The sequence below is a fragment of the Micromonospora sp. NPDC005553 genome (assembly GCF_042871765.1).
Classification (GTDB): domain Bacteria; phylum Actinomycetota; class Actinomycetes; order Mycobacteriales; family Micromonosporaceae; genus Micromonospora.
The window spans coordinates 631,849-657,964 of the sequence record NZ_JBIAJD010000003.1 but is presented as its reverse complement, the minus strand read 5'-3'; the positions used below and the strand labels follow the sequence as shown (position 1 = coordinate 657,964).

General features: G+C 70.3%; 20 protein-coding genes and 1 pseudogene. 7 read left to right on the top strand and 14 right to left on the bottom strand.

Annotated features, from left to right (window positions below; translation table 11 throughout):
- Nucleotide 1: 1 nt before the first annotated feature.
- Both sucC and ACFYPG_RS15585 read right to left on the bottom strand, forming a co-directional pair.
- Entirely contained in the window at nucleotides 2-1,180 is a 1,179-nt protein-coding gene (sucC, locus tag ACFYPG_RS15590) for an ADP-forming succinate--CoA ligase subunit beta (RefSeq protein ID WP_091406357.1), read from the bottom strand.
- Nucleotides 1,181-1,611: 431 nt separating this feature from the next.
- Nucleotides 1,612-2,016 (bottom strand): cobalamin B12-binding domain-containing protein, encoded by a 405-nt coding sequence (locus ACFYPG_RS15585; protein ID WP_088987674.1) that lies wholly within the window; start codon nucleotides 2,014-2,016, stop codon nucleotides 1,612-1,614.
- Between the two features lie 485 nt (nucleotides 2,017-2,501).
- Here ACFYPG_RS15585 and ACFYPG_RS15580 point away from each other — a divergent pair, with 485 nt between their 5' ends.
- Both ACFYPG_RS15580 and ACFYPG_RS15575 read left to right on the top strand, forming a co-directional pair.
- Nucleotides 2,502-3,209 (top strand): M23 family metallopeptidase, encoded by a 708-nt coding sequence (locus tag ACFYPG_RS15580; RefSeq protein WP_355010055.1) that lies wholly within the window; start codon nucleotides 2,502-2,504, stop codon nucleotides 3,207-3,209.
- Between the two features lie 273 nt (nucleotides 3,210-3,482).
- Complete coding sequence (locus ACFYPG_RS15575; protein WP_387352404.1) at nucleotides 3,483-4,253, top strand: M23 family metallopeptidase; 771 nt, start codon at nucleotides 3,483-3,485, stop codon at nucleotides 4,251-4,253.
- A gap of 136 nt (nucleotides 4,254-4,389) precedes the next feature.
- Here the strand turns inward: ACFYPG_RS15575 and pcrA are convergent, their stop codons facing one another.
- On the bottom strand, nucleotides 4,390-6,795 hold the full coding sequence (gene pcrA, locus ACFYPG_RS15570; protein WP_387352402.1) for a DNA helicase PcrA: 2,406 nt from the start codon (nucleotides 6,793-6,795) through the stop codon (nucleotides 4,390-4,392).
- A 326-nt stretch (nucleotides 6,796-7,121) separates the two neighbouring features.
- Between pcrA and ACFYPG_RS15565 the strand changes: the two genes are divergently transcribed.
- A complete protein-coding gene (locus ACFYPG_RS15565) occupies nucleotides 7,122-7,511 on the top strand; it encodes a chorismate mutase (protein ID WP_355010058.1) in 390 nt (129 codons plus the stop codon).
- Nucleotides 7,512-7,669: 158 nt separating this feature from the next.
- On the opposite strand, the gene ACFYPG_RS15560 is transcribed toward ACFYPG_RS15565, so the two are convergent.
- The 7 genes from ACFYPG_RS15560 to ACFYPG_RS15530 form a co-directional block, all read right to left on the bottom strand.
- Entirely contained in the window at nucleotides 7,670-8,683 is a 1,014-nt protein-coding gene (locus tag ACFYPG_RS15560) for a dipeptide ABC transporter ATP-binding protein (RefSeq protein ID WP_328652170.1), read from the bottom strand.
- Nucleotides 8,676-9,719 (bottom strand): ABC transporter ATP-binding protein, encoded by a 1,044-nt coding sequence (locus ACFYPG_RS15555; RefSeq protein WP_387352400.1) that lies wholly within the window; start codon nucleotides 9,717-9,719, stop codon nucleotides 8,676-8,678. Before ACFYPG_RS15555 ends, ACFYPG_RS15560 begins: the two co-directional genes overlap by 8 nt.
- A gap of 10 nt (nucleotides 9,720-9,729) precedes the next feature.
- Nucleotides 9,730-10,698 (bottom strand): ABC transporter permease, encoded by a 969-nt coding sequence (locus ACFYPG_RS15550; protein ID WP_124860279.1) that lies wholly within the window; start codon nucleotides 10,696-10,698, stop codon nucleotides 9,730-9,732.
- Nucleotides 10,691-11,617 carry an ABC transporter permease gene (locus ACFYPG_RS15545; protein WP_112681467.1) on the bottom strand — a complete coding sequence of 309 codons (927 nt, stop codon included), beginning with the start codon at nucleotides 11,615-11,617 and terminating at the stop codon, nucleotides 10,691-10,693. The genes ACFYPG_RS15550 and ACFYPG_RS15545 overlap by 8 nt, the downstream gene beginning before the upstream one ends.
- A 148-nt stretch (nucleotides 11,618-11,765) precedes the next feature.
- Nucleotides 11,766-13,406, bottom strand: coding sequence for an ABC transporter substrate-binding protein (locus ACFYPG_RS15540; protein ID WP_387352397.1), 1,641 nt, complete (start codon nucleotides 13,404-13,406; stop codon nucleotides 11,766-11,768).
- A 580-nt stretch (nucleotides 13,407-13,986) separates the two neighbouring features.
- A complete protein-coding gene (locus ACFYPG_RS15535) occupies nucleotides 13,987-14,673 on the bottom strand; it encodes a response regulator transcription factor (RefSeq protein WP_030337843.1) in 687 nt (228 codons plus the stop codon).
- A 2-nt stretch (nucleotides 14,674-14,675) separates the two neighbouring features.
- Nucleotides 14,676-15,941: a PspC domain-containing protein gene (locus ACFYPG_RS15530; protein ID WP_387352723.1), complete on the bottom strand. Its 1,266-nt coding sequence runs from the start codon at nucleotides 15,939-15,941 to the stop codon at nucleotides 14,676-14,678.
- A 155-nt stretch (nucleotides 15,942-16,096) separates the two neighbouring features.
- Here ACFYPG_RS15530 and ACFYPG_RS15525 point away from each other — a divergent pair, with 155 nt between their 5' ends.
- The 3 genes and pseudogenes from ACFYPG_RS15525 to ACFYPG_RS15515 all read left to right on the top strand — a co-directional run bounded on the left by ACFYPG_RS15525 (nucleotide 16,097) and on the right by ACFYPG_RS15515 (nucleotide 19,996).
- Nucleotides 16,097-17,884: a PspC domain-containing protein gene (locus ACFYPG_RS15525; protein ID WP_387352395.1), complete on the top strand. Its 1,788-nt coding sequence runs from the start codon at nucleotides 16,097-16,099 to the stop codon at nucleotides 17,882-17,884.
- Nucleotides 17,881-18,129 (top strand): annotated as a pseudogene (locus ACFYPG_RS15520) (hypothetical protein); the annotation flags it as partial. The gene ACFYPG_RS15525 and the pseudogene ACFYPG_RS15520, both read left to right, overlap by 4 nt.
- A gap of 613 nt (nucleotides 18,130-18,742) precedes the next feature.
- Nucleotides 18,743-19,996, top strand: coding sequence for a phosphatidylserine decarboxylase (locus ACFYPG_RS15515; protein WP_387352394.1), 1,254 nt, complete (start codon nucleotides 18,743-18,745; stop codon nucleotides 19,994-19,996).
- A gap of 57 nt (nucleotides 19,997-20,053) precedes the next feature.
- On the opposite strand, the gene ACFYPG_RS15510 is transcribed toward ACFYPG_RS15515, so the two are convergent.
- The 3 genes from ACFYPG_RS15510 to ACFYPG_RS15500 all read right to left on the bottom strand — a co-directional run bounded on the left by ACFYPG_RS15510 (nucleotide 20,054) and on the right by ACFYPG_RS15500 (nucleotide 23,943).
- On the bottom strand, nucleotides 20,054-21,004 hold the full coding sequence (locus tag ACFYPG_RS15510; RefSeq protein ID WP_387352393.1) for a CDP-alcohol phosphatidyltransferase family protein: 951 nt from the start codon (nucleotides 21,002-21,004) through the stop codon (nucleotides 20,054-20,056).
- A 345-nt stretch (nucleotides 21,005-21,349) separates the two neighbouring features.
- On the bottom strand, nucleotides 21,350-22,300 hold the full coding sequence (locus tag ACFYPG_RS15505; protein WP_387352392.1) for an NUDIX hydrolase: 951 nt from the start codon (nucleotides 22,298-22,300) through the stop codon (nucleotides 21,350-21,352).
- A gap of 692 nt (nucleotides 22,301-22,992) precedes the next feature.
- Nucleotides 22,993-23,943, bottom strand: coding sequence for an NUDIX hydrolase (locus ACFYPG_RS15500; RefSeq protein ID WP_124856350.1), 951 nt, complete (start codon nucleotides 23,941-23,943; stop codon nucleotides 22,993-22,995).
- 143 nt (nucleotides 23,944-24,086) lie between these two features.
- Here ACFYPG_RS15500 and ACFYPG_RS15495 point away from each other — a divergent pair, with 143 nt between their 5' ends.
- Nucleotides 24,087-24,476: a PspC domain-containing protein gene (locus ACFYPG_RS15495; RefSeq protein ID WP_355010064.1), complete on the top strand. Its 390-nt coding sequence runs from the start codon at nucleotides 24,087-24,089 to the stop codon at nucleotides 24,474-24,476.
- A 7-nt stretch (nucleotides 24,477-24,483) separates the two neighbouring features.
- Here ACFYPG_RS15495 and guaA read toward each other — a convergent pair whose 3' ends face one another.
- Nucleotides 24,484-26,040 carry a glutamine-hydrolyzing GMP synthase gene (gene guaA / locus ACFYPG_RS15490; RefSeq protein WP_355010065.1) on the bottom strand — a complete coding sequence of 519 codons (1,557 nt, stop codon included), beginning with the start codon at nucleotides 26,038-26,040 and terminating at the stop codon, nucleotides 24,484-24,486.
- Nucleotides 26,041-26,116 lie beyond the last annotated feature (76 nt).

Below are 26,116 nucleotides of genomic sequence, written 5' to 3'. Positions count from 1 at the left end.
ATCAGACCCCCGCAGCTGCCAGCTCGGCGGCCCGCTCGGCCGCACCGTCCATGGTGTCCACCCGCTGCACGAGCGGGTTGTTCGCGCTGTCCAGGATCGCCCGGCCAGCCTCGGCGTTGTTGCCGTCGAGACGGACGACGAGCGGCTTGGTGACCTGCTCGCCGCGCTGCTCCAGCAGGGCCAGCGCCTGGATGATGCCGTTCGCGACCTCGTCGCAGGCGGTGATGCCGCCGAAGACGTTGACGAAGACGCTCTTCACGGCCGGGTCGGAGAGCACGATCTCCAGCCCGTTCGCCATCACCGCGGCGCTCGCGCCGCCGCCGATGTCGAGGAAGTTGGCCGGCTTGACGTTGCCGTGCCGCTCACCGGCGTACGCGACCACGTCGAGGGTCGACATGACCAGTCCCGCGCCGTTGCCGATGATGCCGACCTCGCCGTCGAGCTTGACGTAGTTGAGGTCCTTGGCCTTGGCGGCCTGCTCCAGCGGGTCCACAGCGGCCTGGTCGACGAGCGCCTCGTGGTCCGGGTGCCGGAACGCCGCGTTCTCGTCCAGGCTGATCTTGGCGTCGAGCAGCAGCATCCGGCCGTCGCCGTTCTTGGCGAGCGGGTTGACCTCGACCAGGGTGGCGTCCTCGGCGACGAACGCCTGCCACAGGCCGACGGCGATCTCGACCACCTGGTCGGCGACCTCGGCCGGGAAGCCGGCGGCGGTCACGATCTCGCGGGCCTTGGCCTCGTCCACGCCCTTCACGGCGTCGATCGGGGCCTTCACGACCTTGTCGGGGGTCTCGGCGGCGACCTGCTCGATGTCCATGCCGCCGGCGACGCTGGCGATGCAGAGGAAGGTGCGGTTCGCCCGGTCGAGCAGGTACGAGAAGTAGTACTCCTCGGCCACGTCCGCGGTCACCGTAATCATGACCTTGTGGACGGTGTGACCCTTGATGTCCATGCCGAGGATGTCGGTGGCCCGGGCCACCGCCTCATCCGGGCCCTCGGCCAGCTTGACGCCGCCGGCCTTACCTCGGCCGCCGACCTTTACCTGCGCCTTGACGACCACACGGCCGCCAAGGCGTTCGGCGATCGCGCGGGCCTCTTCCGGGGTAGTGGCGACGCCGCCGGCCAGCACGGGCAAGCCGTGCCGCTCGAACAGGTCCCGCCCCTGGTACTCGTACAGGTCCACGATTGCGCGTCCCGTCCCGTCTCCGCGGCGCGCCGTCGCGCCGCCACCAGCGTTCAGAAAACAGCTTGACGCCTGTCATCAGTTGAAACAGGCCATTGGCCGCAGCCTAGCGAGGTCGGCACCACCGGCAACCGAGCGGGTGCACGGTGTGCGGTAATGCACAACCGAACATCAGGTGTGGCCGGTTTCCGGCCACAACTCCGGTGGCATCCACCGTCCGGGCGATGTTGTCCGGCTTGCGTAACCCTGCCGTGGGGGCGTCGTTGAGTCAGATGTCGGAGCGCTGAACAGCGCAAAGACGGGATACGGCCGATGCCCTGTCGGTCGAGGGGTGGCGGCGGGGCATCGTGCATAGAGGGGCCGGACGTGTGAGGGGTGCGTCCGGCCCCTCCCCCGTGCCCAAAATCGGTGGGGCAGCAGTTCGGCGTTCCTCAGGAAACCGGCTGGGCCACGTTCTCTCGGACCCACTCGACAATCGCCTGGGTGGTAGCGCCCGGTGTGAAGATCTTTGCGACGCCCAGCTTCTCCAACTCGGGGATGTCGCCGTTCGGAATGATGCCGCCACCGAACACGACGATGTCGCGTGCGTCCCGCTCACCGAGCAGTTCCAGCACCCGCCGGAAGAGCGTCATGTGCGCGCCGGAGAGCACGGACAGGCCGACCGCGTCGGCGTCCTCCTGGATGGCGGTCTCCACGATCTGCTCGGGAGTCTGGTGCAGGCCGGTGTAGACGACCTCCATCCCGGCGTCCCGCAGGGCGCGCGCGACGACCTTTGCGCCCCGATCGTGGCCGTCCAGGCCGGGCTTCGCGACGACGACCCGAATCCGAGAGCTCATCAGCGCACACCTTTCACCGGCTTGACCGCCTTCACCTTAACGAACGGTAACCCGGCGGGCCCGGCCCGGGAAATCCGGGCTCCGTCACCGGCCGTTACCCGACGCATCCACCGCGCAACCCGGAGGCGCCCGACCCGGAGGCGTCCCGGCTTCGCGACAGCCACGCCGCTGGCAGGGCCGGACACCATTCCCGGCGCCGGCCGGAGTCAAGCCGGACGACTCCGCCGGAACGGTCACGCTCGGCGACGAACGGGCAGCGACAGGGGCACCGTTCAGCGGCGCGATGCGTGACAATCATGGACGCAAACGGACAGATCGACACGCCAATTTTTCGGTCTAGCTTGTGACTCGCCTGGCGGTTGGCTAACGTGTCCACGGTTGTCATCAGGTCCATGGACGGGTGACGACGCGGTCAGCGGACGTCTCACTGGAGTCTCAGGGGACGCCCACCGGCCGCTTCGGAACCCCGACAACGGAGGGTGTGCGTGCGCCAGCGCCTGTCGTCTGAGCCCGATCGATATCGCGGTCGCCGCCGCGTGCCCACCCCACCCCGCAGCCGGTACGCCGCTGTCGTCACCACCGCGTTCGTCGGTGCCGGCATCGTGGCTCTCGGCGCGAGCGCCCTGCCGGACGCCAAGGACGTCAGCCCGACGGTCCTCGACGAGCTCAAGCAGGCGTCGGTCACCAGCCAGGACGCCGCGGCCCGTGCGGACAACGCCGACCGCGCCTCCCGGGACAGCCGCAGCAAGGACAGCGCCGAGCAAGAGGTCTGGCTGCTGCCGCTGCAGGGCTACGACTTCAACTCCCCGTACGGCGTCCGCTGGGGCAAGATGCACACCGGCGTGGACCTGGTCGCCGCCGAGGGCACGCCCTACGTGGCGATCCACGACGGCCTGGTCACCAAGGCCGGCTGGTTCGGTGGGTACGGCAACGCCGTGATCGTCCAGCACGCCGACGGCAGCGAGGCCATCTACGGCCACTCCTCCGCGGTCAGCGTCAAGGAAGGCCAGCAGGTCAAGGCGGGCGACCAGCTCGGCCTCGTGGGCCAGACCGGCCACGCGTACGGCACGCACCTGCACCTGGAGATCCATGTCAAGGGGCAGCCGGAAGACCCGGTCCCGTTCCTCCAGGAGCGCGGAGTGGACATCAAGCTGCAAGTTGAGGCAATCTACAGCGACGTAGCCGCATCCTGACGGCGTGTAACGACCGTTGACCGCCCGGATCTGTCGATCCGGGCGGTTTTTCATGACGCGGTCCTGGCGGATGTATCCCGGGTCACAGTGCCGGATGTGACCGACGGCACCCACCCGCATGATCACTTTTCCGGATGTAGCGCCGCAGAGCGGGGCATATCCGGGCAGCCGACCATCCGCTCTCCGTCCGAGGGTTCGGTCCCCCCGCCTGCCCCACCTCGGCCCGACACCAGTATTTCGAGGTCAAGTGCCCCTCGACTGTGAAGGTCCGCCGTGCAGGAAGACAGCCCCGTCCAGAACGAGAACACCCCCGACACCAGCCAGACCGCGCCGTCCCAGCGCACCGGCCGACGCAACCGCCTCATAGTGCTCGCGGCCGCCGCCCTGGTAGCCCTCGGCCTCGGCGGTGTCGCCGTCGCCACCAGCGGCACCGACCACCCGGCACCCGCCGCCGTCTCCCTCGACGCCCAGGCGCGGGCCGAGGCCGCGAGCCGGGCCGACCGCTCGGTCCGTGAATCGAGCACCCCGGTCGACCCCTCGCTCAGCCCGACGCCCAGCCCGTCGGCGGTCAGCGCCAGCCCGACCCCCACGAAGACGGCCGCCGCGAAGGCCAAGCCGAAGCCGAAGAAGACCACCAGGCCCACGCCCGCCTGGGTCGACCCGATGCCGGGCGCAGCCGTCACGTCCTGCTACGGGCAGCGCTGGGGCACCCTGCACGCCGGTATCGACCTGGCGCTGCCCTCCGGTACGCCGATCCGCGCAGCGGCCGCCGGCACCGTGACCCAGGCCGGCGACGCCTCCGACGGGTACGGCAACTCCGTCTTCATCGACCACGGCAACGGCTACCTGACCCACTACGCCCACCAGAGCCGCATCGCGGTCACAGTCGGTCAGAAGGTCAAGGCCGGCCAGGTCATCGGCTACGAGGGCGCCACCGGCGATGCCACAGGCCCGCACCTGCACTTCGAGGTGCACCAGGGCATGTGGAACCAGATCGACCCGGCCCCGTTCATGCGGGCCCACGGCGTCGACCTGGGCTGCTGAGGCGACGTCCTCTCAGCCGCGCCGATCTTGCACTTTCTGCCCCGACGAAAAGGGTAGGACCGCCCATACCGGCGACCAAAAGTGCAAGATCGGCGCGGTGGGGGTTCGGGGGCGCGGTGGGGTGGGGTGGGGTGGGTCAGAGCTTGTCGACCGGGGCGTGCCGGAGCACCAGCCACATGGTCTGGTCGCCGAAGTCGATCTGCGCGCGGGCACCCGGGCCGTGCCCCTCGACGGCGAGCACCCGCCCCAACCCGTACCGCTGATGGTTGACCCGGTCACCCGCGGACACCTTCGGCCCCTGCGGCAGCTCGCTGGCAGTGGTCAGCCGGCTCGCGTCCACCCCGAGCCGCTGGGCCAGCTGCGCCGCCTTCGGCGTACCCCCCGTGAAGTTGCCACGCGCGCCGGGCGCGCGGTCCGCGCGGCCACCGACGCCGCCGCCCCCGCCAGCCCACGAGGTGTACGACCCCTCGGTGCGCTCCCAGTGCACCAACTCGGTGGGCAGCTCCTCCAGAAAGCGCGACGGCGGGTTGTAGGACGGCTGCCCCCAGGCCGAGCGGGTCACCGCCCGGGACAGGTAGAGCCGCTGTCGGGCGCGGGTGATGCCGACGTACGCCAGTCGGCGCTCCTCCTCCAACTCACGGGTGTCGCCCAGCGAACGCAGGTGCGGGAAGACGCCGTCCTCCAGCCCGGACAGGAAGACCACCGGGAATTCCAACCCCTTGGCGGTGTGCAGCGTCATCAGGGTGACCACGCCCTGGTGGTCGGGGTCGTCGGAGGGGATCTGGTCGGCGTCGGCGACCAGCGCCACCTGCTCCAGGAAGCCGGCCAGGGTGGCCCGCTCCCCCTCTTCGCCCAGCGCCTCGATCCGCTCGGTGTACTCGCGGGCGACGCTGACCAGCTCCTGGAGGTTGTCCACCCGGCCGGCGTCCTGCGGGTCCAGGCTCTCCTCCAGCTCGGTGAGGTAGCCGGAACGGGTCAGCAGCGCCTCCAGCACCTCCTCCGGGGTGCCGGTCTCGGCCAGCTCGCGGGCGCCGTCGAGCAGCGCCACGAAGTCCGCGATGCCGTTGGCCGCCCGGCTGGAGATGCCCGGCGCCTCCCGGGCCCGGCGCAGCGCCGCGCCGAAGGAGATCCGGTCGCGGCTGGAGAGCGCCTCGACACACGCCTCCGCGCGGTCGCCGATGCCCCGGCGGGGGGTGTTGAGCACTCGCCGCAGGCTCACCGTGTCGTCGTCGTTGACCACCGAACGCAGGTACGCCAGGGCGTCGCGGACCTCCTTGCGCTCGTAGAAGCGCACCCCGCCGACCACCTTGTAGGGCAGGCCGACCCGGATGAACACCTCCTCGAAGACGCGGGACTGGGCGTTGGTGCGATAGAACACGGCGACGTCGCCGGGGCGGGTCTCGTCGGCGTCGACCAGCCGGTCGATCTCCCGGGCCACCCAGTCGGCCTCGGCGTGCTCGGTGTCGGCGACGTAGCCGACGATCTGCTCGCCGGCGCCGGCCTCGCTCCACAGTCGCTTGGGTTTGCGGGAGGTGTTGCGGTCGATCACCGCGTTGGCCGCGTTGAGGATGGTCTGGGTGGAGCGGTAGTTCTGCTCCAGCAGGATCGTCCGCGCGTCGGTGAAGTCCCGTTCGAACTCCAGGATGTTGCGGATCGTCGCACCCCGGAACGCGTAGATCGACTGGTCGGCGTCGCCGACCACGCACAGCTCGGCGGGCTCCAGCCCGTCGGTGCCGGAGACCAGCTCCTTGATCAGGACGTACTGGGCGTGGTTGGTGTCCTGGTACTCGTCCACCAGCACGTGCCGGAACCGCCGGCGGTAGCTCTCCGCGACGTGCGGGTGGGACTGGAGCAGGTGCACCGTGGTCATGATCAGGTCGTCGAAGTCCAGTGCGTGTGCCTCACGCAGCCGACGCTGGTAGAGCGTGTACGCCTCGGCCAGCGCCCGCTCGTTGGGGCCGGTGGCCCGCGCCGCGAACTGCTCCGGGTCGACCAGCTCGTTCTTGAGGTTGGAGACCTGGGCGGCCAGACCACGCGCCGGGTAGCGCTTCGGGTCGAGATCCAACTCGCGGGTGACCAGCTGCATCAACCGGCGGGAGTCGTCCGCGTCGTAGATCGAGAACGTCGACTTGAGGCCGGCGTGCTCGTGCTCGGCACGCAGGATCCGCACGCAGGCCGAGTGGAACGTCGACACCCACATCAGGCGGGCCCGGGGGCCCACCAACGCGGCGACGCGCTCCTTCATCTCACCGGCGGCCTTGTTGGTGAAGGTGATCGCGATGATCTCACCGGGGTGCACGTCCCGGGCGGCGAGCAGATAGGCGATCCGGTGCGCGAGCACCCGGGTCTTGCCGGACCCGGCGCCGGCCACGATCAGCAGCGGCGAGCCGGCATGGCTGACGGCGTCGCGCTGCGGCCCGTTCAGCCCGGCGAGCAGCTGCTGCGGATCGAGACGCGCGGCGGCCGCCCCGGGTCGGTGCGGGCGGGCCGGCGCGGACTCCGGCGCAGGCGGGGACGCGGGGATGTCGAAGAGAGGATGCATCGCCGGACAAGTCTATGCCGCGGGCCGGACACTGCGCCGCCGGCGCTCAGCAGCTCGTGCCCGACGGCGCGCACCACCACCCGGCACCGCCACCGGCGGGACATGCGCCCTTCGCGACGCGGAATGCTTGCGCACCCGGTAACGACGTGGGCATACTCGACGGCGTGATCGCTGCGCGCTTCTACTTTTACTATGGCACCGGGAGTCCGGCTGCCGTAGGTCGCGCCTGATCGATTCAGACCTGCTAAAGCCCCGGGCTCCTGGAGTCCGGGGCTTTTTCCGTCCCAGGTTCCGGGCACCGGGCACCACAGTGCGAGAGGTACCCGATGATGGCAGACGTGATGGAGCAGAGCGGCAGCCCGATCCGAGCGGGGCAGCCCGCCGCCCAGGGGGCTGAGCCGGCGGTGGCCGCACCACCGACGGGTGCGGACGCCGAGCCGGCCGAGCAGCAGACCGGCACCCAGGAGCCGTCCGCCTCGGCGCGGATCGTGCAGATCAGGGAACGGATCGACGAGATCGACAACGCGTTGATCACGCTCTGGCAGGAGCGGGCCGCGTTGTCCCAGGAGGTCGGGGCGACCAGGATGGCGTCCGGCGGCACCCGCCTGGTGCTCTCCCGGGAACGGGAGATCCTGGAGCGGTTCCGGGTCGCGCTCGGTGCCGACGGCACCCAGCTGGCCCTGCTGCTGCTCCGCGCGGGCCGCGGCCCGCTGTGAGCCTCCTCAGCCCGGGCCGAACCGGGCCAGGGCTACCTGGGCGACAGCCGGTTGGCTGACGTCGCTCTCCGACGCCGCGTGACCGGTTCGGTCATCACCTGAAAAGACGAAAACCGCCTGCCGTCGTCGTGGGGACGGCGGCAGGCGGTTTCGGTGACTCACACCTCGTGGGTGGCGACGATCTCGCGCTTCTCCGCGAAGTGGCAGGCGCTCGGGTGGTCCGAGTCCCGACGGATCTCCAGCAGCGGGACCTGCTCGGCGCAGACGTCCTGCGCCTTCCAGCAGCGGGTCCGGAACCGGCAGCCCGACGGCGGGCTGATCGGCGACGGCACGTCACCGGTGAGCCGGATGATCGTCTTGTTGTTCCGCTGGGTCGGGTCCGGCACCGGCACCGCGGAGAGCAGAGCCTGGGTGTACGGGTGGGTCGGTCGCTCGTAGATCTCGTCCTCGGTGCCGATCTCGACGATCTTGCCGAGGTACATCACCGCGACCCGGTCCGACAGGTGGCGGACCACCGACAGGTCGTGCGCGATGAAGACGTACGAGAGGCCGAACTCGCCCTGCAACTGCTCCAGCAGGTTCATGACCTGGGCCTGGATGGAGACGTCCAGCGCCGACACCGGCTCGTCACAGACGATGATCTCGGGCCGCAGCGCGAGCGCGCGGGCGATGCCGATGCGCTGACGCTGACCGCCGGAGAACTGGTGCGGGTACCTGTTGATGTGCTCCGGGTTGAGCCCGACCAGGTCGAGCAGCTCGCGGACCTTGGCCCGGCGGCTGCCCTTCGGCGCCACCTCCGGGTGGATCTCGAACGGCTCACCGAGCAGGTCACCGACGGTCATCCGCGGGTTCAGCGAGGTGTACGGGTCCTGCATGACCAGCTGGATCTGCCGGCGCAGACGCCGCAACGCCCCACCGGACAGCTTGGAGATGTCCTGGCCCTTGTAGACCACCTTGCCCGCGGTCGGCTTCTCCAGGTTCATCAGCACCCGGGCGAGCGTCGACTTGCCGCAGCCCGACTCGCCGACCACACCGAGCGTCTCGCCGGCGCGCAGACCGAACGAGACCCCGTCGACCGCCTTGACCTGACCGACGGTCTTCTTGAACACCACACCCTGCGTGACGGGGTAGTGCTTGACCAGGTCATTGACCTCGAGGATGTTCTCAGACACGGTTCACCAGCTCCTCGGCGAAGTGGCAGGCGCTGGCCCGGGCGGGGCCGACCTGCAGCAGCGGCGGGACCTTCTCCCGACACACCGGCTGAGCCATCGGGCACCGCGGGTTGAACGGGCAGCCCGGCGGGATGTTCATCAGGTTCGGCGGGAGGCCCTTGATCGTCCGGAGCTGCTGCCCCTTCTCGTCGAGGCGCGGGATCGAGTCGATCAGACCCAGCGTGTACGGGTGCGCCGGCTTGGCGTACAGCTCGTACACGTCGGCTTCCTCGACGATCCGGCCCGCGTACATGACCGCGATCCGGTCCGCGACGTCGGCGACCACGCCGAGGTCGTGGGTGATCAGGATCATGCCCATCTGCCGCTCGCGCTGGAGCTCGGCCAGCAGGTCCATGATCTGGGCCTGCACTGTCACGTCGAGGGCAGTGGTCGGCTCGTCCGCGATCAGCACCTCGGGGTCGAGCGCCAGCGACATCGCGATCATCGCGCGCTGCCGCATACCACCGGAGAACTGGTGCGGGTAGTTGTTGAACCGGCCCTTGGCGTTCGGGATCTTGACCTGGTCGAGCATGTCGATCGCGCGCTTCTTGGCCTCCGCGCGGCCCATGCCTCGCCGGACCCGGAACTGCTCGGCGATCTGGAACCCGACGGTGAAGACGGGGTTCAGCGCGGAGAGCGCGTCCTGGAAGATCATCGCGATGCCCTCGCCGCGGATGCGGCGGCGCTCCTCGTCGGACATGCGGAGCATGTCCTTGCCGTGGAAGCGGACCTGCCCACCGGTGACGAAGCCGGGCGGCGTGTCGAGGATGCCCATGATGGTCTGCGCGGTGACGCTCTTACCGGAGCCGGACTCGCCGAGCACGGCGAGGGTCTCCCCCGCGTCGACGTGGTACGTGACCCCGTTGATGACCTTTGCGACGCCGTCCCGGGTGCGGAACTCCACCCGCAGGTCGTCGACCTCGAGCAGGCGGCCGGAGGGACGCCCGGACCCGCCGGGTCCCGGCGCTGACTGCTCGGAAACGAGAATGTCGGACACTGGATCTCCCCTAGCGGAGTTTCGGATCGAGGGCCTCGCGGACCGACTCACCGAGCATCACGAAGCTCAGCACTGCGGTGACGAGGAACGCGGCGGGGAAGAACACCAGCCCTGGCGCGACCCGGACGAAATTCTGCCCGTCACTGATCATGATGCCCCAGGACACCACCGGCGACTTCAGACCGACGCCCAGGAACGACAGGGTGGCCTCGGCGCCGATGAACGAGCCGACCATGATCGTGCCGTAGACCAGCAGCGGAGCCAGGCAGTTCGGCAGCAGGTGCTTGAGGATGATCCGGCCGGTGCCGGCACCCAGCGCGCGGGCCGCCACGATGTAGTCGGCCTCCTTGGTGGCGAGCACCGAGGAACGCATCAGCCGCATCACGACCGGCCAGCTCAGCACGATCAGGGACGCGGTCACCAGGCCCATGATCTGGGCCTTGCTGTTGCCGGCGCCCGATCCGTTGAAGGTGGTCAGGATGACGATCGCGCCGAGCACGAACGGCAGACCGAAGAAGACGTCGGCGATCCGGCTGAGCAGCGCGTCCACCCAGCCACCGCGGTAACCGGAGATGATGCCCATGGTTCCGCCGATGAGCAGGGTGCCCAGCACGGAGAGCACGGCGACCACGATGGAGGCCCGTGCGCCGTAGATGACCCGTGCGTAGACGTCGCGGCCCTGCACGTCGTAGCCGAACCAGCCATTGGCGGACGGCTTGTCGAGGCTGCGGGACAGCGAGCCGTTGACCGCGTCGCCCGGGGCGAACAGCGCCGGGAAGGCCGCCATCAGCAGGAAGATCACGATCAGCGTGGCCGAGATCCAGAACAGCGGCTTGCGCCGCAGGTCCCGCCAGGCGTCGCCGAGCAGGCCGCGCGGCTTCTCGTTGCTCTGCGGCTGGCCCGCGGTGGCGGGGGCGGCGGAGTCGGTGGGGTGTGCGCCAGGGGTACTGACGATCGATGCGGTACTCGGGTCACTCATAACGGATCCTCGGGTCCAGGGCGGCGTAGAGCAGGTCAACCAGCAGGTTCATCACGAGATAGACCAGCACCAGGACGACCACGATTCCTACCACCGTGGCGCTTTCCTTGGTGATGATCGCCCGGAACACCTGGCGGCCGATCCCGTTGATGCCGAAGATTCCCTCGGTGACGATCGCGCCACCCATCAGGGCACCCAGGTCGGTGCCGAGCAGGGTCACCACCGGGATGAGCGAGTTACGCAGCAGGTGCACACCGACCACCCGGCGCATGGGCAGGCCCTTGGCGATGGCCGTGCGCACGTAGTCCGCGCGACGGTTCTCCGCGATGCTCGTTCTCGCTACCCGGGCGATGTACGCCACTGATGCGCTGCCCAGCACGAAGCCCGGCACGATCAACTCGGACCACCGCATCTCGGAGGAGACGGTCGGCTTGATGATGCCCCACTGCACACCCAGCAGCCACTGCAGCACGAAGCCGACCACGAAGACCGGCAGCGCGATCAGGAACAGGGTGGAAACCAGGACCAGGTTGTCCAGGAAGCCGTTACGCCGCAGACCGCTCAGCACGCCGGCACCGAGGCCGATGATCGCCTCGATGGCGAGCGCCACCACGGCCAGCTTCAGGGTGTTCGGGTACGAAGTCAGGATGATGTCGCTGATCTCGCGCTGCGAGAACGTCTGACCGAAGTCGCCCTGGAGCAGGTTCTTCATGTAGTTCGCGTACTGCACGAAGACGTTCTGGTCGAGGTGGTACTTCTCGGTCATGAAGGCGATGTACTGGTCCGGGCAGCGACGCTCGCCGCACTTGCCGGCGAACGGATCGCCCGGAACGGCCCAGACGAGCCAGTAGATCAGGAACGTCGTACCGATGAAGACCGGCACGAGTTGGAGCAGCCGTCTCAACAGATAACGGCCCATGGGGTGGTCCTCCAGACAGGGGGCGCGTCGGACGGCCGACACGGTGGTGACAACGTGCGAGTGGAGTGTTGTAACACCCAATCGCGGAACGGCCCCGGGTCGGGCTCACCGGATGTGGCGAGCCCGACCCGGGGTCAGACCGTTCGGATCAGAGCTCGACCGAGGTGATGTCGATCTCGCCGACGTTGTTCAGCTCGAGCTTCTTGATCTTCTCCGAGTGGCCGGACTGCTGACCGTAGAAGTAGACCGGGATGCTCGGAACGTCCTGGTCGACCTTCTCGACCGCCTTGGCGAACGCCTCGTGCGAGGCCTCCAGGCTCGGAGCGCCGCTGGCCTGCTTGGCAAGGGCGTCGACCTCGGGGTTGCTGTAGAGGCCGTCGTTCGAGGAGCCGTTGGTGATGAACAGCGGGTTCACCCAGTTCTCGACGTCCGGGTAGTCCTGCTGCCAGGCGGCACGGTACGGGCCGCTCATCTTGTGGGCGTTGATGTTCTGACGGAACACCGCGAAGGTCGGCACACCCTCGGCCCGAGCGTTGATGTTGAGGTTGGTCTTGACCTGCTGCGCGACGGCGTCCATCCAGTCCTTGTGGGCGGAGTCCGCGTTGTAGTAGAAGACCATCTCACCGGTGAAGCCACCGGCCTCGGCGAGCAGCGTCTTGGCCGTCTCCGGGTCGAACTTGCAGGCGGTGCAGTTACCCGGCTTGGCGCCCGGGGTCAGCGGGTTCGCCCAGCTGTCGGCCGGCTTGCGGGTACCGAAGAAGATCTTGTCCGAGATCTCCTGCCGGTTGACGGCCAGCGACACCGCACGACGCAGCTTCGGGTTCGCGAAGCGCTTGTCGTAGATCGGGAACGCGATGAACGCGGTCGACGGCGTGACGGTGGAGCGGCCCCGGTCACCGAGGTCGGTCTTCCACTTGTCACCGGCGAGCGCCGAGGTGGGGACAACCTCCATGAAGTCGAGGTTGTTGGCCAGCAGATCGGCGTAGGCGGCGTTGTCGTCCTGGTACAGCTTGACGTCGACGTCCTTGACCTTCATCTTGTCGCGAAGGTTGTAGTCGTCGAAGCGCGTCAGCTTGATGAGGGAGTTGTCCTCCCAGGACACGAACTTCACCGGGCCGTTGCCGATCGGCTTCGTCTTGCCGAACTCTTCCGGCTTCATGGTGAAGAAGACGTCCGGCAGCGGCATGAACGCGCTGTAGCCGAGCTTGGTCGGGAAGACCGCGGTCGGCGCCGCCAGGGTGACCTCGAAGGTCTGGTCGTCGATGACCTTCAGGCCGGACAGCTTCTCAGCCGTCGGCGCCGGGGCCTTCTTCGGGCCGTCCGCGCCATCCGGGTCCGTGGTGTAGGTCTGGTCGAAGCCCGCGATGTCCGCGAAGAAGGTGCCGTTCTGCGCACCGTTCGGCGAGTAGGCGGCCCAGTTCCAGGCGTCGACGAAGTTCTTCGCCTTGACCTCGGTACCGTCGTGGAACTTGGTACCGGCCTTGATCTTGATCGTGAAGACCTTGGAGTCCGTGGTGTTGATGGACTCCGCCAGCGCGTTACGCGGGGCCCCACCGTCGTTCGGGTACTCGACCAGGCCGGTCCACATCCAGTCGATGATCTTGCCGCCACCGGTCTCCGTGGTGTTCGACGGGACCAGCGGGTTCTCCGGCTGGACGCCGTGAACAACGATCGAGCCATCCGCGCTGGCGGCAGTGTCGTCACTGCCGCCGCTCGAGCAACCGCTCGCGACAAGCGCGGCAGCCGCGCTGAGCGCGATGGCGCTCGTCGCCCGCTTCGAGACTCTCATTCCGAGGGGCCTCCTCTTTCTAACCAGGTTCCGTCGTGGGTTTCACGCACGTTTGGGGGTGACACCGCCCGACCACCCCGGGGCGCGGGTCGCCGGGACCACAGGGAAGTTGGGGACACCCCTGATGTTCCGATCCGCCGGGCTCCCCCACCACAGAGGCGTGACACGACGCAATCGACACAGCCACGGGCCGCCGAGATCGGCGAAATCGTGGTCGTGGGGCGTACGGAGTGCCACACACCGATGGTGAGGTGCTGCCACTGTGACACCCACTGGCCTCTTCCGTGAAGGTGCCGTTATCAAGCCGTTAGTTGCTTGCCACGTTGCCGATACTTGAAAAATGATCATAAAACGGTCGGCGCAGGCTGCACTGAGCAGGAAATACGTTGCGCCCGCCCGGCAACCCGCCCTGAGCCGGTGCGCGCGCCGCGAAGCCACCCAGCCCGATGGGACGTGCGTCACCACTCATGTTTCGACCCATCCGGATGAGGGCCCCTACGGCTACCCGGACACGATCACCGGCTGGGCGTACGAGGGCGCGCCGGCGGTTTCTCTGATCCTCGCCGGTGTCGACGCGCCGTCACACGAGCCGGCGGTCCGCCGCCCAGCGGGAGAGCTCGTAGCGATTGGACATCTGAAGCTTGCGCAACACGTTCGACACGTGCGTCTCCACGGTCTTGATGGAGATGAACAGCTCCTTGGCGATCTCCTTGTACGCGTACCCCCGGGCCAGCAGCCGCAGCACCTCCCGCTCACGGTTGGTGAGCTGGTCCAGCTCCGGGTCGGCCACCGGCGCGTCCGGGCGGGCCGCGAAGGCGTCCAGCACGAACCCGGCCAGCCGTGGGCTGAACACCGCGTCCCCGTCGGCCACGCGCCGGATCGCGGCAGCCAGCTCGTCCGGGGAGATGGTCTTGGTGACGTACCCGCGGGCACCGGCACGGATCAGCCCGATCACGTCCTCCGCCGCGTCGGAGACGCTCAACGCGAGGAACTTGACCTGCGGGTGCGTACGCCGCATCGCCTCCAGCACCGCGCGACCGCCGCCGTCGGGCATGTGCACGTCGAGCAGCACCACGTCCGGGCCGACGGCGGCGATCCGGGTGACCGCCTCGGCCACCGTGCTCGCCTCGCCCACCACCTCGACGTGGGCGCCCAACTCCGCGCGCACCCCGGCACGGAACATGGCGTGGTCGTCCACCAGGAACACCCGCAGCCGCTCGGGGCGGGCATCCGCCGGGTCGAGGTGCTCGGTCGACTGCTCGGCCATGGTCATCTGTTCCTCTCCGCTGCGGACGAGTCCCGGGAGATCGGCAGGATCAACCGGACCTCGGTCCCCTCCCCCGGGCCGGACCGGATCTCGGCCCGTCCGCCGTGCCGCTTCATTCGCCCGATGATCGAGCCGCTGACGCCGTGCCGGTGGTCCTCCACCGTATCGGGGTCGAAGCCCTTGCCACGGTCCCGGACGAAGACGCTTACCTGATCCGGCTCCACCTCCGCGTAGAGCGACACGGTCTGCACACCGGCGTGCCGGGCGGCGTTCACCAACGCCTCCCGCGCAGCCGCGACCAGCGCCCCGACCTTCTCGTCGGTCTCCCGGTCCCCCACCACAACCGTCTCCACGCTGATCGCGAAGGTGTCCTCCACCTCGGCCGCGGCCTGCTCCAGAGCGGCGGCGAAGCGCTCGCTCGGCGAAGCGGTCGGCTTGTAGAGCCAGTTGCGCAGCGAACGCTCCTGCCCTCGGGCCAGCCGCTGCACCGTTTTGACGTCAGCTGCGTTGCGCTGGATCAGGGCCAACGTGTGCAGCACCTGGTCGTGCACCATCGCGGCCAACTCGGCCCGCTCCTGCTCGCGGATGCGCCCCTCGCGCTCCGAGCGGAGCTGGCTGTACGTCCGCCAGAGCACCGGCGCGGCGACCACGCCGACGCCCGCCAACCCGACCAACGCGAAGATGACGCCATTGATCACCGCGTCGAAGTTCTGTGCCGGGGAGTAGACGGCCGCAACGCCGATGATGCCGACCGCGACCAGCACTCCCCCGCCGATGAACCGCAGCACGAAGGCCCGCCGGTCGCTCTCCTCGACGACCGCGCCGAGCCAGGGCACCGGCATCGCGTCGCCCCACTGTCGCCGCCGCTCGGGCGCGGACTGGTGCCAGATGACCCCGGCGCCGACCGCGATGATGGCCACCAACCAACCGGCGGTGCCCGCCGCGCCGACCGAGTCGAAGACCATCACCTGGATCAACAGGACACCGAGCCCGATCCCCACGAACGGCAGGAGTTGGGCGACGTCCCGCCGGGGCGGCACCGCTGTGTCACCGGGGCGCAGCGGCACCACCGCCCAGAAGGCCGCGTAGAGCAGCAGGCCGAGCCCGCTCAGCCCGAGCAGGACCATGAACGCGACGCGCACCCGCAGCACCGAGATGCCGAGATGGTCGGCGATACCGGCGGCGACGCCGGCGGCCATCCGGTGCTCCGGGGCGCGGTACAGGCGCGGGGGCGAGGTCACGGTGCTGATCGGAGGCTCCCTGGTCACGGTGGCGTACAGGTCGAGGTCGGTGACTCGATCGTCACACGCTGCGGCGTCCGCGACCACGGGGACGCCCCCGACATTCCGGCCGCCGGATCTCAGGGTGGGGTCAGGGTCGGGTCCTGAGGTCGTTCGGGTGGACCGGGCAGCAGGATCGAAGCATGACCGAGGAAGCTGCCCCGCCACCCCGACCGGGGTCGGCACAGCCGGGCGGTTCAGCACCGCCCCCGCCCACCACCACGCCCGCCGAGTGGACCGAGCCCATCACGTTCGGTCCGCACGCTGGCACCGACGCGACCGCCGGCACCGTGCCCGGCGAGCCGGCCGACGGCTACGCGCCGCCCACGGCGGGCCACGGCCCAGGCCCGGGGTTCGCGGCAGGCACCGGCTACGGCCCGGGCGGCACGCCGCCAGGGCCGGGTGGTCCCGGTCCGTCCGCACCGCCACCGCCACTGGGCGGCACCGGCTTCACCTCGCGGTACGGGCTGGTCCGCCCGCGCGAGGGGCGGTACCTGGCCGGTGTCTGCGCGGCGATCGGACGCGCCACCAACACCGACCCGGTGCTCTGGCGGGTGCTGCTCGCGGTGCTCGGGTTCTTCGGGGGCATCGGCATCCTGGTGTACGTCGCCGCCTGGCTGATCATCCCGAACGAGGGCGACACCGCGTCCCCCGTCGAGTCCATGCTCGGTCGTGGTCGCTCCAGCATGTCCCCGGTGACGGTGATCGTCCTGGGCATCCTGGTCGCGGCCAGCTTCGCGTACATCGTCACCGACGCCTTCCGCGCGGTGCTGCTCGGCGCGGCCATCCTGGTCGCCGGCGCGCTCCTGCTCAACCGGGACGGCCGCAACCCACGGCCCGGCACCCCCGGTGGTCCGCCGCCCGCCTCCGGCAACCCGGCCGGTCCGGTCGTCCCACCGGTGACCTGGCCCGCACCGTCGTATGGCCCGGCGCCGTCGACCAGCCCAGCTGCGACGCCGCCGATGTTCAGCACCGGTCCGGGGTACGCCACCGCGACGACGGGGGCGGCGCCCACAGTCACCATCCCGGCGTACGACGCGCCGCCGACCAGCGCGACACAGCCGGTGTCCGGGGTCGGCCCGACATCCGGGCAACCGGCCGGCACGACGGCTGCCCAGCCCGGCTGGCCGAGTACCGCCATGCCCAGCGCCGGCTGGCCGTCGGCGCCGGTGAGCAGCACGCCCGCTGCCCCGGCCGGCTATCCGACCGCCCCGCCGCCCTCCGGTTACCGCCCTCCGTTCGCGCCGCACGGCCCGTACGCTTCGCCGACCCCGCCCGCACCTCGTCCGCCCAAGCCACCGAAGCCGCCGAAGCGCCCAAAGGAGCGATCGCCGCTCGGTGCGGTGACCTTCTCGCTGATCTTCCTGGTACTCGGTCTGGTCGCCCTGCTCGACCTGCTCGACGTCTTCGCCGTCAGAGCCTCGGCGTACTTCGCAGCCGCGCTGGCCACGATCGCGCTGGGCCTGCTGGTCGGCACGTGGTTCGGGCGGGCGCGCTGGCTCATCGCACTCGGTCTGGTGACCGCGGCGGCGCTGGGCACGGCGACCGTCGCCGAGTCCTACGACCGGATCCGGGGGGTCGACGGCGCGGTGACCTGGGCGCCCACCGACCACCGCGACCTGGCGGACCGGTACGAGAACAGCTTCGGTGACGCCGTGCTCGACCTACGCGGGATCAACTTCGCGAAACGGGACAGCCAGGTGACAGTGGCCGTCAACTTCGGCCAGGCGACTGTGGTCGTGCCGCCGAACGTTGACGTCACCACAGCGGCCGACGTCAACGCGGGCGACGCCAACATCTTCGGCAACCGCTCCGGCGGGCTGGACGGCCGCCTGCGGGAATCCACCGACGTCGGCGCGGACGGGCCCGGCGGCGGGACCCTGCGCCTCTACATCCATGTCAATGCCGGCAACCTGGAGGTGACCCGGTGAAGGCTCACCGCACGGATCTGGTGTCGTTCGCCTTCGGGCTCGTGTTCCTGGCGCTGTCAGCCTGGTGGCTGCTCGCCCAACTGCTCGGGCTCGCACTGCCGCCGGTCGGCTGGTTCCTGGCCGGCGCACTCATCCTGATCGGGGTCTTCGGCCTGGTCGGCGCGCTGCGCTCGAGTCGACCGAACCAGCCGGAACCCATTGCCGAGACCGGCGCCACCGAGGCGGTCGCGCCCGTCTCCGGCACGTCCGTCTCAGGCGGACCCGTCTCAGGCGGACCCGTCTCCGGCGCACCCGTCTCCGGTGCCGCCACGTCGACGTCCGGCGCGGCCCTGCCGGTCTGGGAAGCCGAGCGGTCCACCTGGGACTCTCCCTCCTCGGACCCGACGCTCATCTCGGACCCGACGCTCATCTCGGACCCGACGTTGGAGACGCCGACGACCGAGGTGCGGGCGCAGGACGTGCCGAGCGCCGACGTGATCCACCCGGCCTGGCTGGCACATCCGCCGTCGGAGCCGTCAACCGAGCCCGTCCCCGGCCGACCCGACAACGGAGACGACGAGCCGACCACCGGGAACCTCGCCCGCCCTGCCTCGTCCGAGGGGGACGAGCCGACCCGCTCCGACCAACCGGTCGGGGCCACCGGCGACCAGCCGGGTGACGAGCACGAGGGTCCGCGCAGGCAAGCCTGACCTCGGACGGCCGTCCGCGTCGGTCCACCGCATCCCCACGGCGGTGCGGCCGGCGCGGACGGACGCATATGCTGGCTGGTGGAGATCTCGCCTCCGCCGGCCGGCCCGTCCCGCCCATGGCGGTCCCGCCGCGATTCCCGTCTCTACCCCCGTCAGGAGCCCGCCCGACATGACCCAGTCCCCCGCCGTGCGTACCACCGGCCGGTCCGGTCCGGTCCGCATCGGCGAGCGAGCCGCCCGTACCCTCGTCGCCGAGCTGGCCCGGATCAACGACCCCAAGGCCGCCCTGCTGGTCGGGGTGACCCCGGACTCCGCGGTGCTGGCCGCGGCGGTGGATGCACTGCTCCCCGGTGACCGGCTCACCGTGGTGCCCGCCGAGCCGTTCGGCGCTGCCGCGCTCAGCGAGCACGTCACAGCCCAGGGTCGCTGGGTGGCCGACCGGGTGAGCGTCGTCGACTCACTGGCCGAGGCCGAGGCCGCCGAGGTCGTGATCGCCGCTGAGGCGTTCACCGGCACCGCCGAGGCCACCCGCAGCGGGGTCGAGGGGTTGGTCAAGTACCTGACCGACGGGGCGGTGCTGAGCGTGGCGACCGTCGCCACCCCCGGCCGGACCGAGGGCGCCGCCGCCGAACTGGCCCGACAGGACGCCCTCTATGGCGTCGGTGCCGATCTGGTGCTGCGCAACTCGCCACCGGTGCGGGTCTACCGACTGCGGTTCACCCCGGCCACCCCGGCCGCTGCCGACAGCCTGGCCCCCGCGTACCGGCCGTCGAGCGTGCCGGTGACCCGGGGCATGCACATCGACTCCAACGGCGTGGCGGCGGCGGGCATCGCACTGGGCCTCGCGGCGCTGGCCCGGGTGGCGCGCCCGTCGTCCAAGCTGTGGCTGCTGCCGGCCCTGGCCGCCGGGCCGGTCGCCGCGTTCTTCCGGGACCCCGAACGGGACGTGCCGGAGGACCCGAGCGCCGTGGTCGCCAGCGCGGACGGGAAGGTCCTGTCGGTGCAGCGGCTACACGACGAGCGCTTCGGCGACGGCGAGTGGCTACGGATCGCGGTCTTCCTGTCGGTGCTGGACGTGCACGTCAACCGCGCTCCGGTCGCCGGCAAGGTGGTGGACTACTTCGTCGCCGACGGCGGCTTCGTCAACGCGATGAAGCCGGACGCCGAGCACAACGTGGCCGCGTACACCGTGCTGGACACCGCTCGCGGCACCGTGGTGGTCGCGCAGCGGACCGGGCTGATCGCCCGCCGGATCGTGCAGCGCGCGCCGATCGGCGCGCTGCTGGCCAAGGGCGAGCGCTTCGGGCTGATCCGGTTCGGCTCCCGGACCGACGTCTACCTGCCCGCCGAGGCCGCCGACCCGCTGGTCGGGCCGGGCGACAAGGTGGTCGGCGGGTCCACCGTCATCGCCCGCTGGCGCTGACACGCAGACGAAGAACGGGGCGCCGCTGACCGCGGCGCCCCGTTCTGTCTGTTCAAATCAGGCGGTACGACGTTGCCGCAGCCAGAGAACCGGCCCGCTGACCAGGTAGCCCACCACGATCAGGGCGAACGTGAGCCGGATGTCGACCAGCGCGCCGATCACCGGGGCCAGCCAGAGCCACGGCGGCAGCTTCACCAGGCGGGCGAGCTTGGCGTACGGGAAGCTCGACACCATCGCGAAGGCCAGCAGCGCCACACCGGCGACGAGCACGGCACCGGGCACCGGCAGGCCGATCGCCACTGTCACGGCGAGGACCGCGGCCGCCATGGTGGTGGGCACCCCGCAGAAGAACCGGCCGTCCTTCGGCGAGACGTTGAAGCGGGCCAGTCGAATCGCGGCGCAGGCCGCGACCAGGGCGCACGCCAACGCCGCCGCCGCCGTGGAGACGGAACCGGCGAGCGAGGCGTAGACCACCACCGGCGCGGCGAGACCGAACGAGCACATGTCGGCCAGTGAGTCCATCTGCGCGCCGAACGGGCTGGCCACCCCGAGCCGTCGGGCCAGCGCGCCGTCCAGACCGTCGAAGCCGACGCACGCGATCAGGCAGAGCGCCGCGATGCGCACCTCGCCCTGCATGGCCAGGAAGATGGCCAGCATGCCGAGCATCAGGCTGGCCAACGTGCAGGCGTTTACCAGGCCGAACTTCATCCGGCGCGCGATGGTGCGCTCGCCGGGAAGCAGGGGGATCGTGTGGGCCTCGTCGGTCTGCGTCATCGGCGGCATCGCCGGACTGACCGGCATGACCGCCTCGACGTCGGCTCGGTCCAGGCTGAGTGTCGGGTCCACGCCCAGTGTCGGTCGGCTGAGCCGGTCCAGGCCGTAGCGACGGCGCTGCCGATCGGCGTACCGGTGCTCGGTCGGGGCCAGGTCGGTCGGGTGCAGGTCGCCATCACGGCGACCGACCCGGACCAACAGCACCTGGCGGGCGAACGTGCTGCTGCGGCGCAACCGGCCCGCCCAGCGACGCCCTGCGGGGCGCGGACTGTCAGTAGTACGACGCCGGCGCCATGGGGCTCTCGGCACGTTTCCTCCATCACCGGATCTGCTGACCGCCAAGTGGCGGGTGTCCGGCTGTCTCGTGCCGGACCTTGCATGGCCCGGCAGCCGTTTTGCGGAGTACACCATCGCATAGGGGAACTGGGCTTGGCGATAGCTGCCGGCGGTACTTGTATCTGGCTTAAACCGCTCGAACCGCTCGCTTGTTCCCATCCCGGGCTTCTTCGCCCTTTTCCTCCATCATTCCCGCCTTTGACTGTACCGGAGGGTCACCAACTCGGCTCGTCGGGCGGTGTGCTATCGACCACTCTGTCCGATTGCCACGGCAGCGATGTCGCTCAACGGCAGGTCAGTCGCCTCCTCCCGGGTGAACCACCCCGCCCCCGACGTCGACCCCCCGGCGGACTCGGTGACCACCGCGTCGGTAGGTACGTCCACCAGCACCCGATAGATCACCCGTACGCCATGCCAGTCCAGAGGTCGACCCTCAGGGCCCAGTGCGGCGGGATTGTGCAGATTGTTGACGCCGAGAAGCTCCACGACCCGGCCCACCTGCCCGCCCTCCTCGACCAACTCCCGCAGCAACCCGGTGGTCGGCTGCTCGCCGTGATCGGTGCCCCCGCCAGGCAGATGCCACAGACCGGCCCCCGGGTAGCCCTCCGCGATCTGGGTGAGCAGAATCCGCCCAGCGGGGTCGGTGACCAGCCCGTACGCCCCGAAGCGCAGCCGACGGTCGGGGTGCTGCGGCGGCAACAGGTCCCGCGACCGGTGCGCCGCCGGCGGCAGTGGGGTGACCGGCAGGCCGAGCGCCTCGGCGGTGAACGGGGTCAGCGGCAACTGCGCCACCTCCGCCAGCGGAAGCCAGGAAGCCTGATCGACCAGACCAGCCCCGACGCCGCGCGACCCGCCCTCGGGCCGCGCACTCTCACGCTCCGCGCCGTCAGGCAGCGCGTCGTGGGGCGTGCTGAGGTCGAACAGCAGCCGGTCGGTGTGCAGCGCAGCCTTGTCCTCCGAAAAGGTGGCCATATCGGCAACCACCGCGAGTAGTCGCGTCACCGCAACCGTCAACCCGACCTGCTCGTCGACCTGGCGGATCACGGCGCGCTCCGGGTCCTCGGCATGCCTGACGGCGCCGCCGGGCAACCGCCAGACCCCGGGAAACTCGCCCTCCACCCCGTCCCGAACCACCAGGACCCGGCCCGCGTCTCGCAGAAGTCCATAAGCCCCGACTCGCCGCGCGAATTGCACCTTCGCTCGCCCCCGCTTCCGCACCCACAACTGTTGATCATCAAGTTACCGTCGTCCAACTCGCGTTCAGACAATAACTTCATGATCAATGCGAGGCAGGGCACGGGAAACCCGCAGAGCTCGGCGAACCGGCACGTACAGACCGAGGTCGCCGGCCCTTGACGACGACCGATCAGCCCCGTAGACCCCTAAGCCCGTTAGGCGACCCGGTCCGCGTCACTCCATCAGCCCGCATTGTGGAGTCCATTCGCGTTGCCGGAGTCGAGACTGACGGTGATCCACTCGGGTTCACGGAAGGCGCGGTATTCCAGTGCCCGGGATGCCGCGTTTTCAAGGAACCCGAGTGGATCACAGGCTGGGGGCATGGACCTACCGAAGCCGGACGACCCCCAGGCAGCGCCGAGGACCCGAGGACGCCCCGCCCGGAGCGTCCGGGCGTAAGCCCTCAGCGGGGTGTGCCCGCGCTCAAGATCGCGCAATATCCAGGATGTAGTGGCATCGGCGCGTGGGTGAAGCCACTACATCCTGGTTCGAGCACGATCTTGCGCGGGGCGCGGGGCGCGGGGCACGAGGCACGGGACGCGGGCGGACGCCCAAGGCACGACCCCCAAGGCACGACCCCAAGGCGCGAAGCCCAAGGCCCGACCCCCAAGGCCCGGTGCGCCGCTGGCTCCTCGCGGATCGGTCGGGGATCAGGTGAGTTGGGCGGCCTGGACTGCTTCGGCGGTCACCTCGGTGAGGCGGTCGGTGGGGAGGGCGCCCAACTCCTCGCGGCCGAACCAGCGGGCCTCGCAGGTGGAGCCGCCCACGTCGGCCACGGTCAGCGGGTTGGGCTGGTCGACGACCACCCGGTAGAAGGCGCGTACGCCGTGCCAGTCGATCGGGTAACCCTCGGGGCCGAGTGAGGCGGCGTCGCGGTGACTCGCGACGCCGAGCAGCTCGACGAGGCGGCCGGCCTGGCCGGTTTCCTCGATCAGCTCCCGGATGAGTGCCGCGCCGGGCTGTTCGCCGTAGTCGGTGCCGCCTCCGGGTAGGTGCCAGCAGCCGGCGCCGGGGTAGCCGTCGGAGATGCGGGTGAGCAGCACTCGGCCGGCGGGGTCGGTGCAGACCGCGTACGCGGCGAAGCGCTGGGCCCGGTGCAGCCCGTCGGGGCCGGGCACGGCGTAGAAGGAGGGGAACTCGGGTGCCTCGTCGGGCACCACGTCGGCAGAGGAGGCGGGCAGCCCGAGGGCGCGTGCGGTGAACGAGCGCAGCGGCAGCTCACGCGCCTCGTCGAGGGTGTACCACCGGGCCAGGTCGGTGGGGCGCTCGCCGACCCGGTCGGCGAGGGTGCCACCGCGCACGGCAACGCGGTAGATCAGCCGGTCGGTGTGGATGGTGATGCCGCGGTCGGGAAGTGCCCGCATGTCGGCGAGCACGTCGGCCAGGCCGGAGACGGCGACGGAGAGACCGGTTTCGGCGGCGGTCTCGCGGACGACCGTGTGGTTCGGGTCTTCGCCGTGGTCGACCGCCCCTCCGGGCAGCGACCACGTGCCGGGGGTGCCGGAGCGCTCCGATGCGCGGACCAGCAGGACTCGGCCGCTTGAATCAGCACAAACTGCGTATGCCGCGATCCTGCGGAGCGGCTTGAGCAAAGTGGTCACGGGAGCAAATTCTCCCCGGGCCGGGTTACCGGAACGGAAAAGAGTCGGATTCCTGACTATCTGGCCCCGGTCAGGGATTGGTCAGGGTAAGGATCCGGGCGGTCACCGAGGGCGGGCCGGGCGCCAGCGCGGACTGTGGGGGTATGACATCGACCACCGCTCCCCACGCCCCGTACAAGCAGCTCCGGCGACCCACCACCGACCGCATGGTCGCCGGGGTCGCCAGCGGCGTCGGCCGCTACTTCGCCGTCGATCCCACACTGGTCCGGGTGATCTTCGCGGTCACCGGTCTGCTCACCGGCGGGCTCGCGCTGTTCGCGTACCCGATCATGTGGTTCCTGATGCCGGAGGAGCCCAGCGGCGCGCCGGCCTGGCCGCACGCCGCGGGCGTCGCGCCGCAGAACGGCCCGCCGCCCACCGCCGGGCCCGCGCCCGGCGGACCACCGCAGGGGTACGCCTCGACGCCGCCCTACCCGCCGACGACCCCGCTCTACCCGCCGACGACGCCGTCCAGCCCGCCGACGGCGGCCTGAGCGGCGCTCACTCCCACTCGATGGTGCCCGGCGGCTTGCTGGTGACGTCCAGGACCACCCGGTTGACCTCGGCGACCTCGTTGGTGATCCGGGTGGAGATCCGGGCCACGATGTCGTAGGGCAGTCGGGACCAGTCGGCGGTCATCGCGTCCTCGCTGGAGACCGGGCGCAGCACGACGGGGTGCCCGTAGCTGCGCCCGTCTCCCTGCACACCGACGCTGCGCACGTCGGCGAGCAGCACCACGGGGAACTGCCAGACACCCCGGTCGAGGCCGGCGGCGGTCAGCTCCTCGCGGGCGATCAGGTCGGCCTGGCGGAGCAGGTCGAGCCGCTCCTGGTCGACCGCGCCGATGATCCGGATGGCCAGACCGGGGCCGGGGAACGGGTGCCGCCAGACCATCGCCTCGGGCAGGCCCAACTGGAGGCCGAGCGTGCGGACCTCGTCCTTGAACAGGGTGCGCAGCGGCTCGACCAGCGCGAACTTGAGGTCTTCCGGGAGACCGCCGACGTTGTGGTGGCTCTTGATGTTGGCGGTGCCGGTGCCGCCGCCGGACTCCACCACGTCGGGGTAGAGGGTGCCCTGGACGAGGAACTCGACGTCGCCGTGTGCGGCGATCTCGCGGGCCGCGGCCTCGAAGACCCGGATGAACTCCCGACCGATGATCTTGCGCTTCTGCTCCGGGTCGGTCACCCCGGCGAGCGCGCCGAGGAACCGGTCGGTGGCGTCGACCACCTTCAGCTTGATGCCGGTGGCACTGACGTAGTCCTTCTCGACCTGCTCGGCCTCGCCGGCGCGCAGCAGGCCGTGATCGACGAAGACGCAGGTGAGCTGGTCACCGACGGCCTTGTGCACGAGCGCCGCGGCGACCGCCGAGTCGACTCCGCCGGAGAGGCCGCAGATGACCTCCTTGTCGCCGATCTGGGCGCGGATCCGGGCGACCTGCTCGTCGATGATGTTCTCGGGAGTCCAGGTCGGCTCGATGCCGGCGATGTCGTAGAGGAAGCGGGTCAGCATCTCCTGACCGTGCGCGGTGTGGCCGACCTCCGGGTGGAACTGCACGCCGGCCCGTCGACCGGCCAGGTCCTCGAAGGCGGCGACCGGCGCGCCCGCCGACTCGGCGGTCACTGTGAAGCCCTCGGGCGCCTCGGTGACGCAGTCGCCGTGGCTCATCCAGACCGGCAGGTCCGCCGGCAGGTCACGCAGCAGCACACCGGGGTCGAGGAGGCGGGGGCGCAGCGGGGTGCCACCGTACTCACGGTTGCCGGTCCTGGTGACGGTGCCGCCGAGCGCCTGGGCCATCGCCTGGAAGCCGTAGCAGATGCCGAAGACCGGCACGTCGGCGCTGAACACGCCCGCGTCGATCTGCGGCGCGTCCGGGGCGTAGACGCTGGACGGGCCACCCGACAGGATGATCGCGGCCGGGTTCTTCGCCAGCATCTCGGCGATCGGCATCGAGTGCGGCACGATCTCGGAGTAGACCTTCGCCTCACGGACCCGGCGGGCGATGAGCTGGGCGTACTGGGCTCCGAAGTCCACCACGAGGACTGGGCGAGGCAGGCTCATGTGCACGAAGCCTACCGACAGTCACGGCCGCTGCCGGCACCGGCTCGCCGGCAATCCACTCTCCCGGCGATCTTGC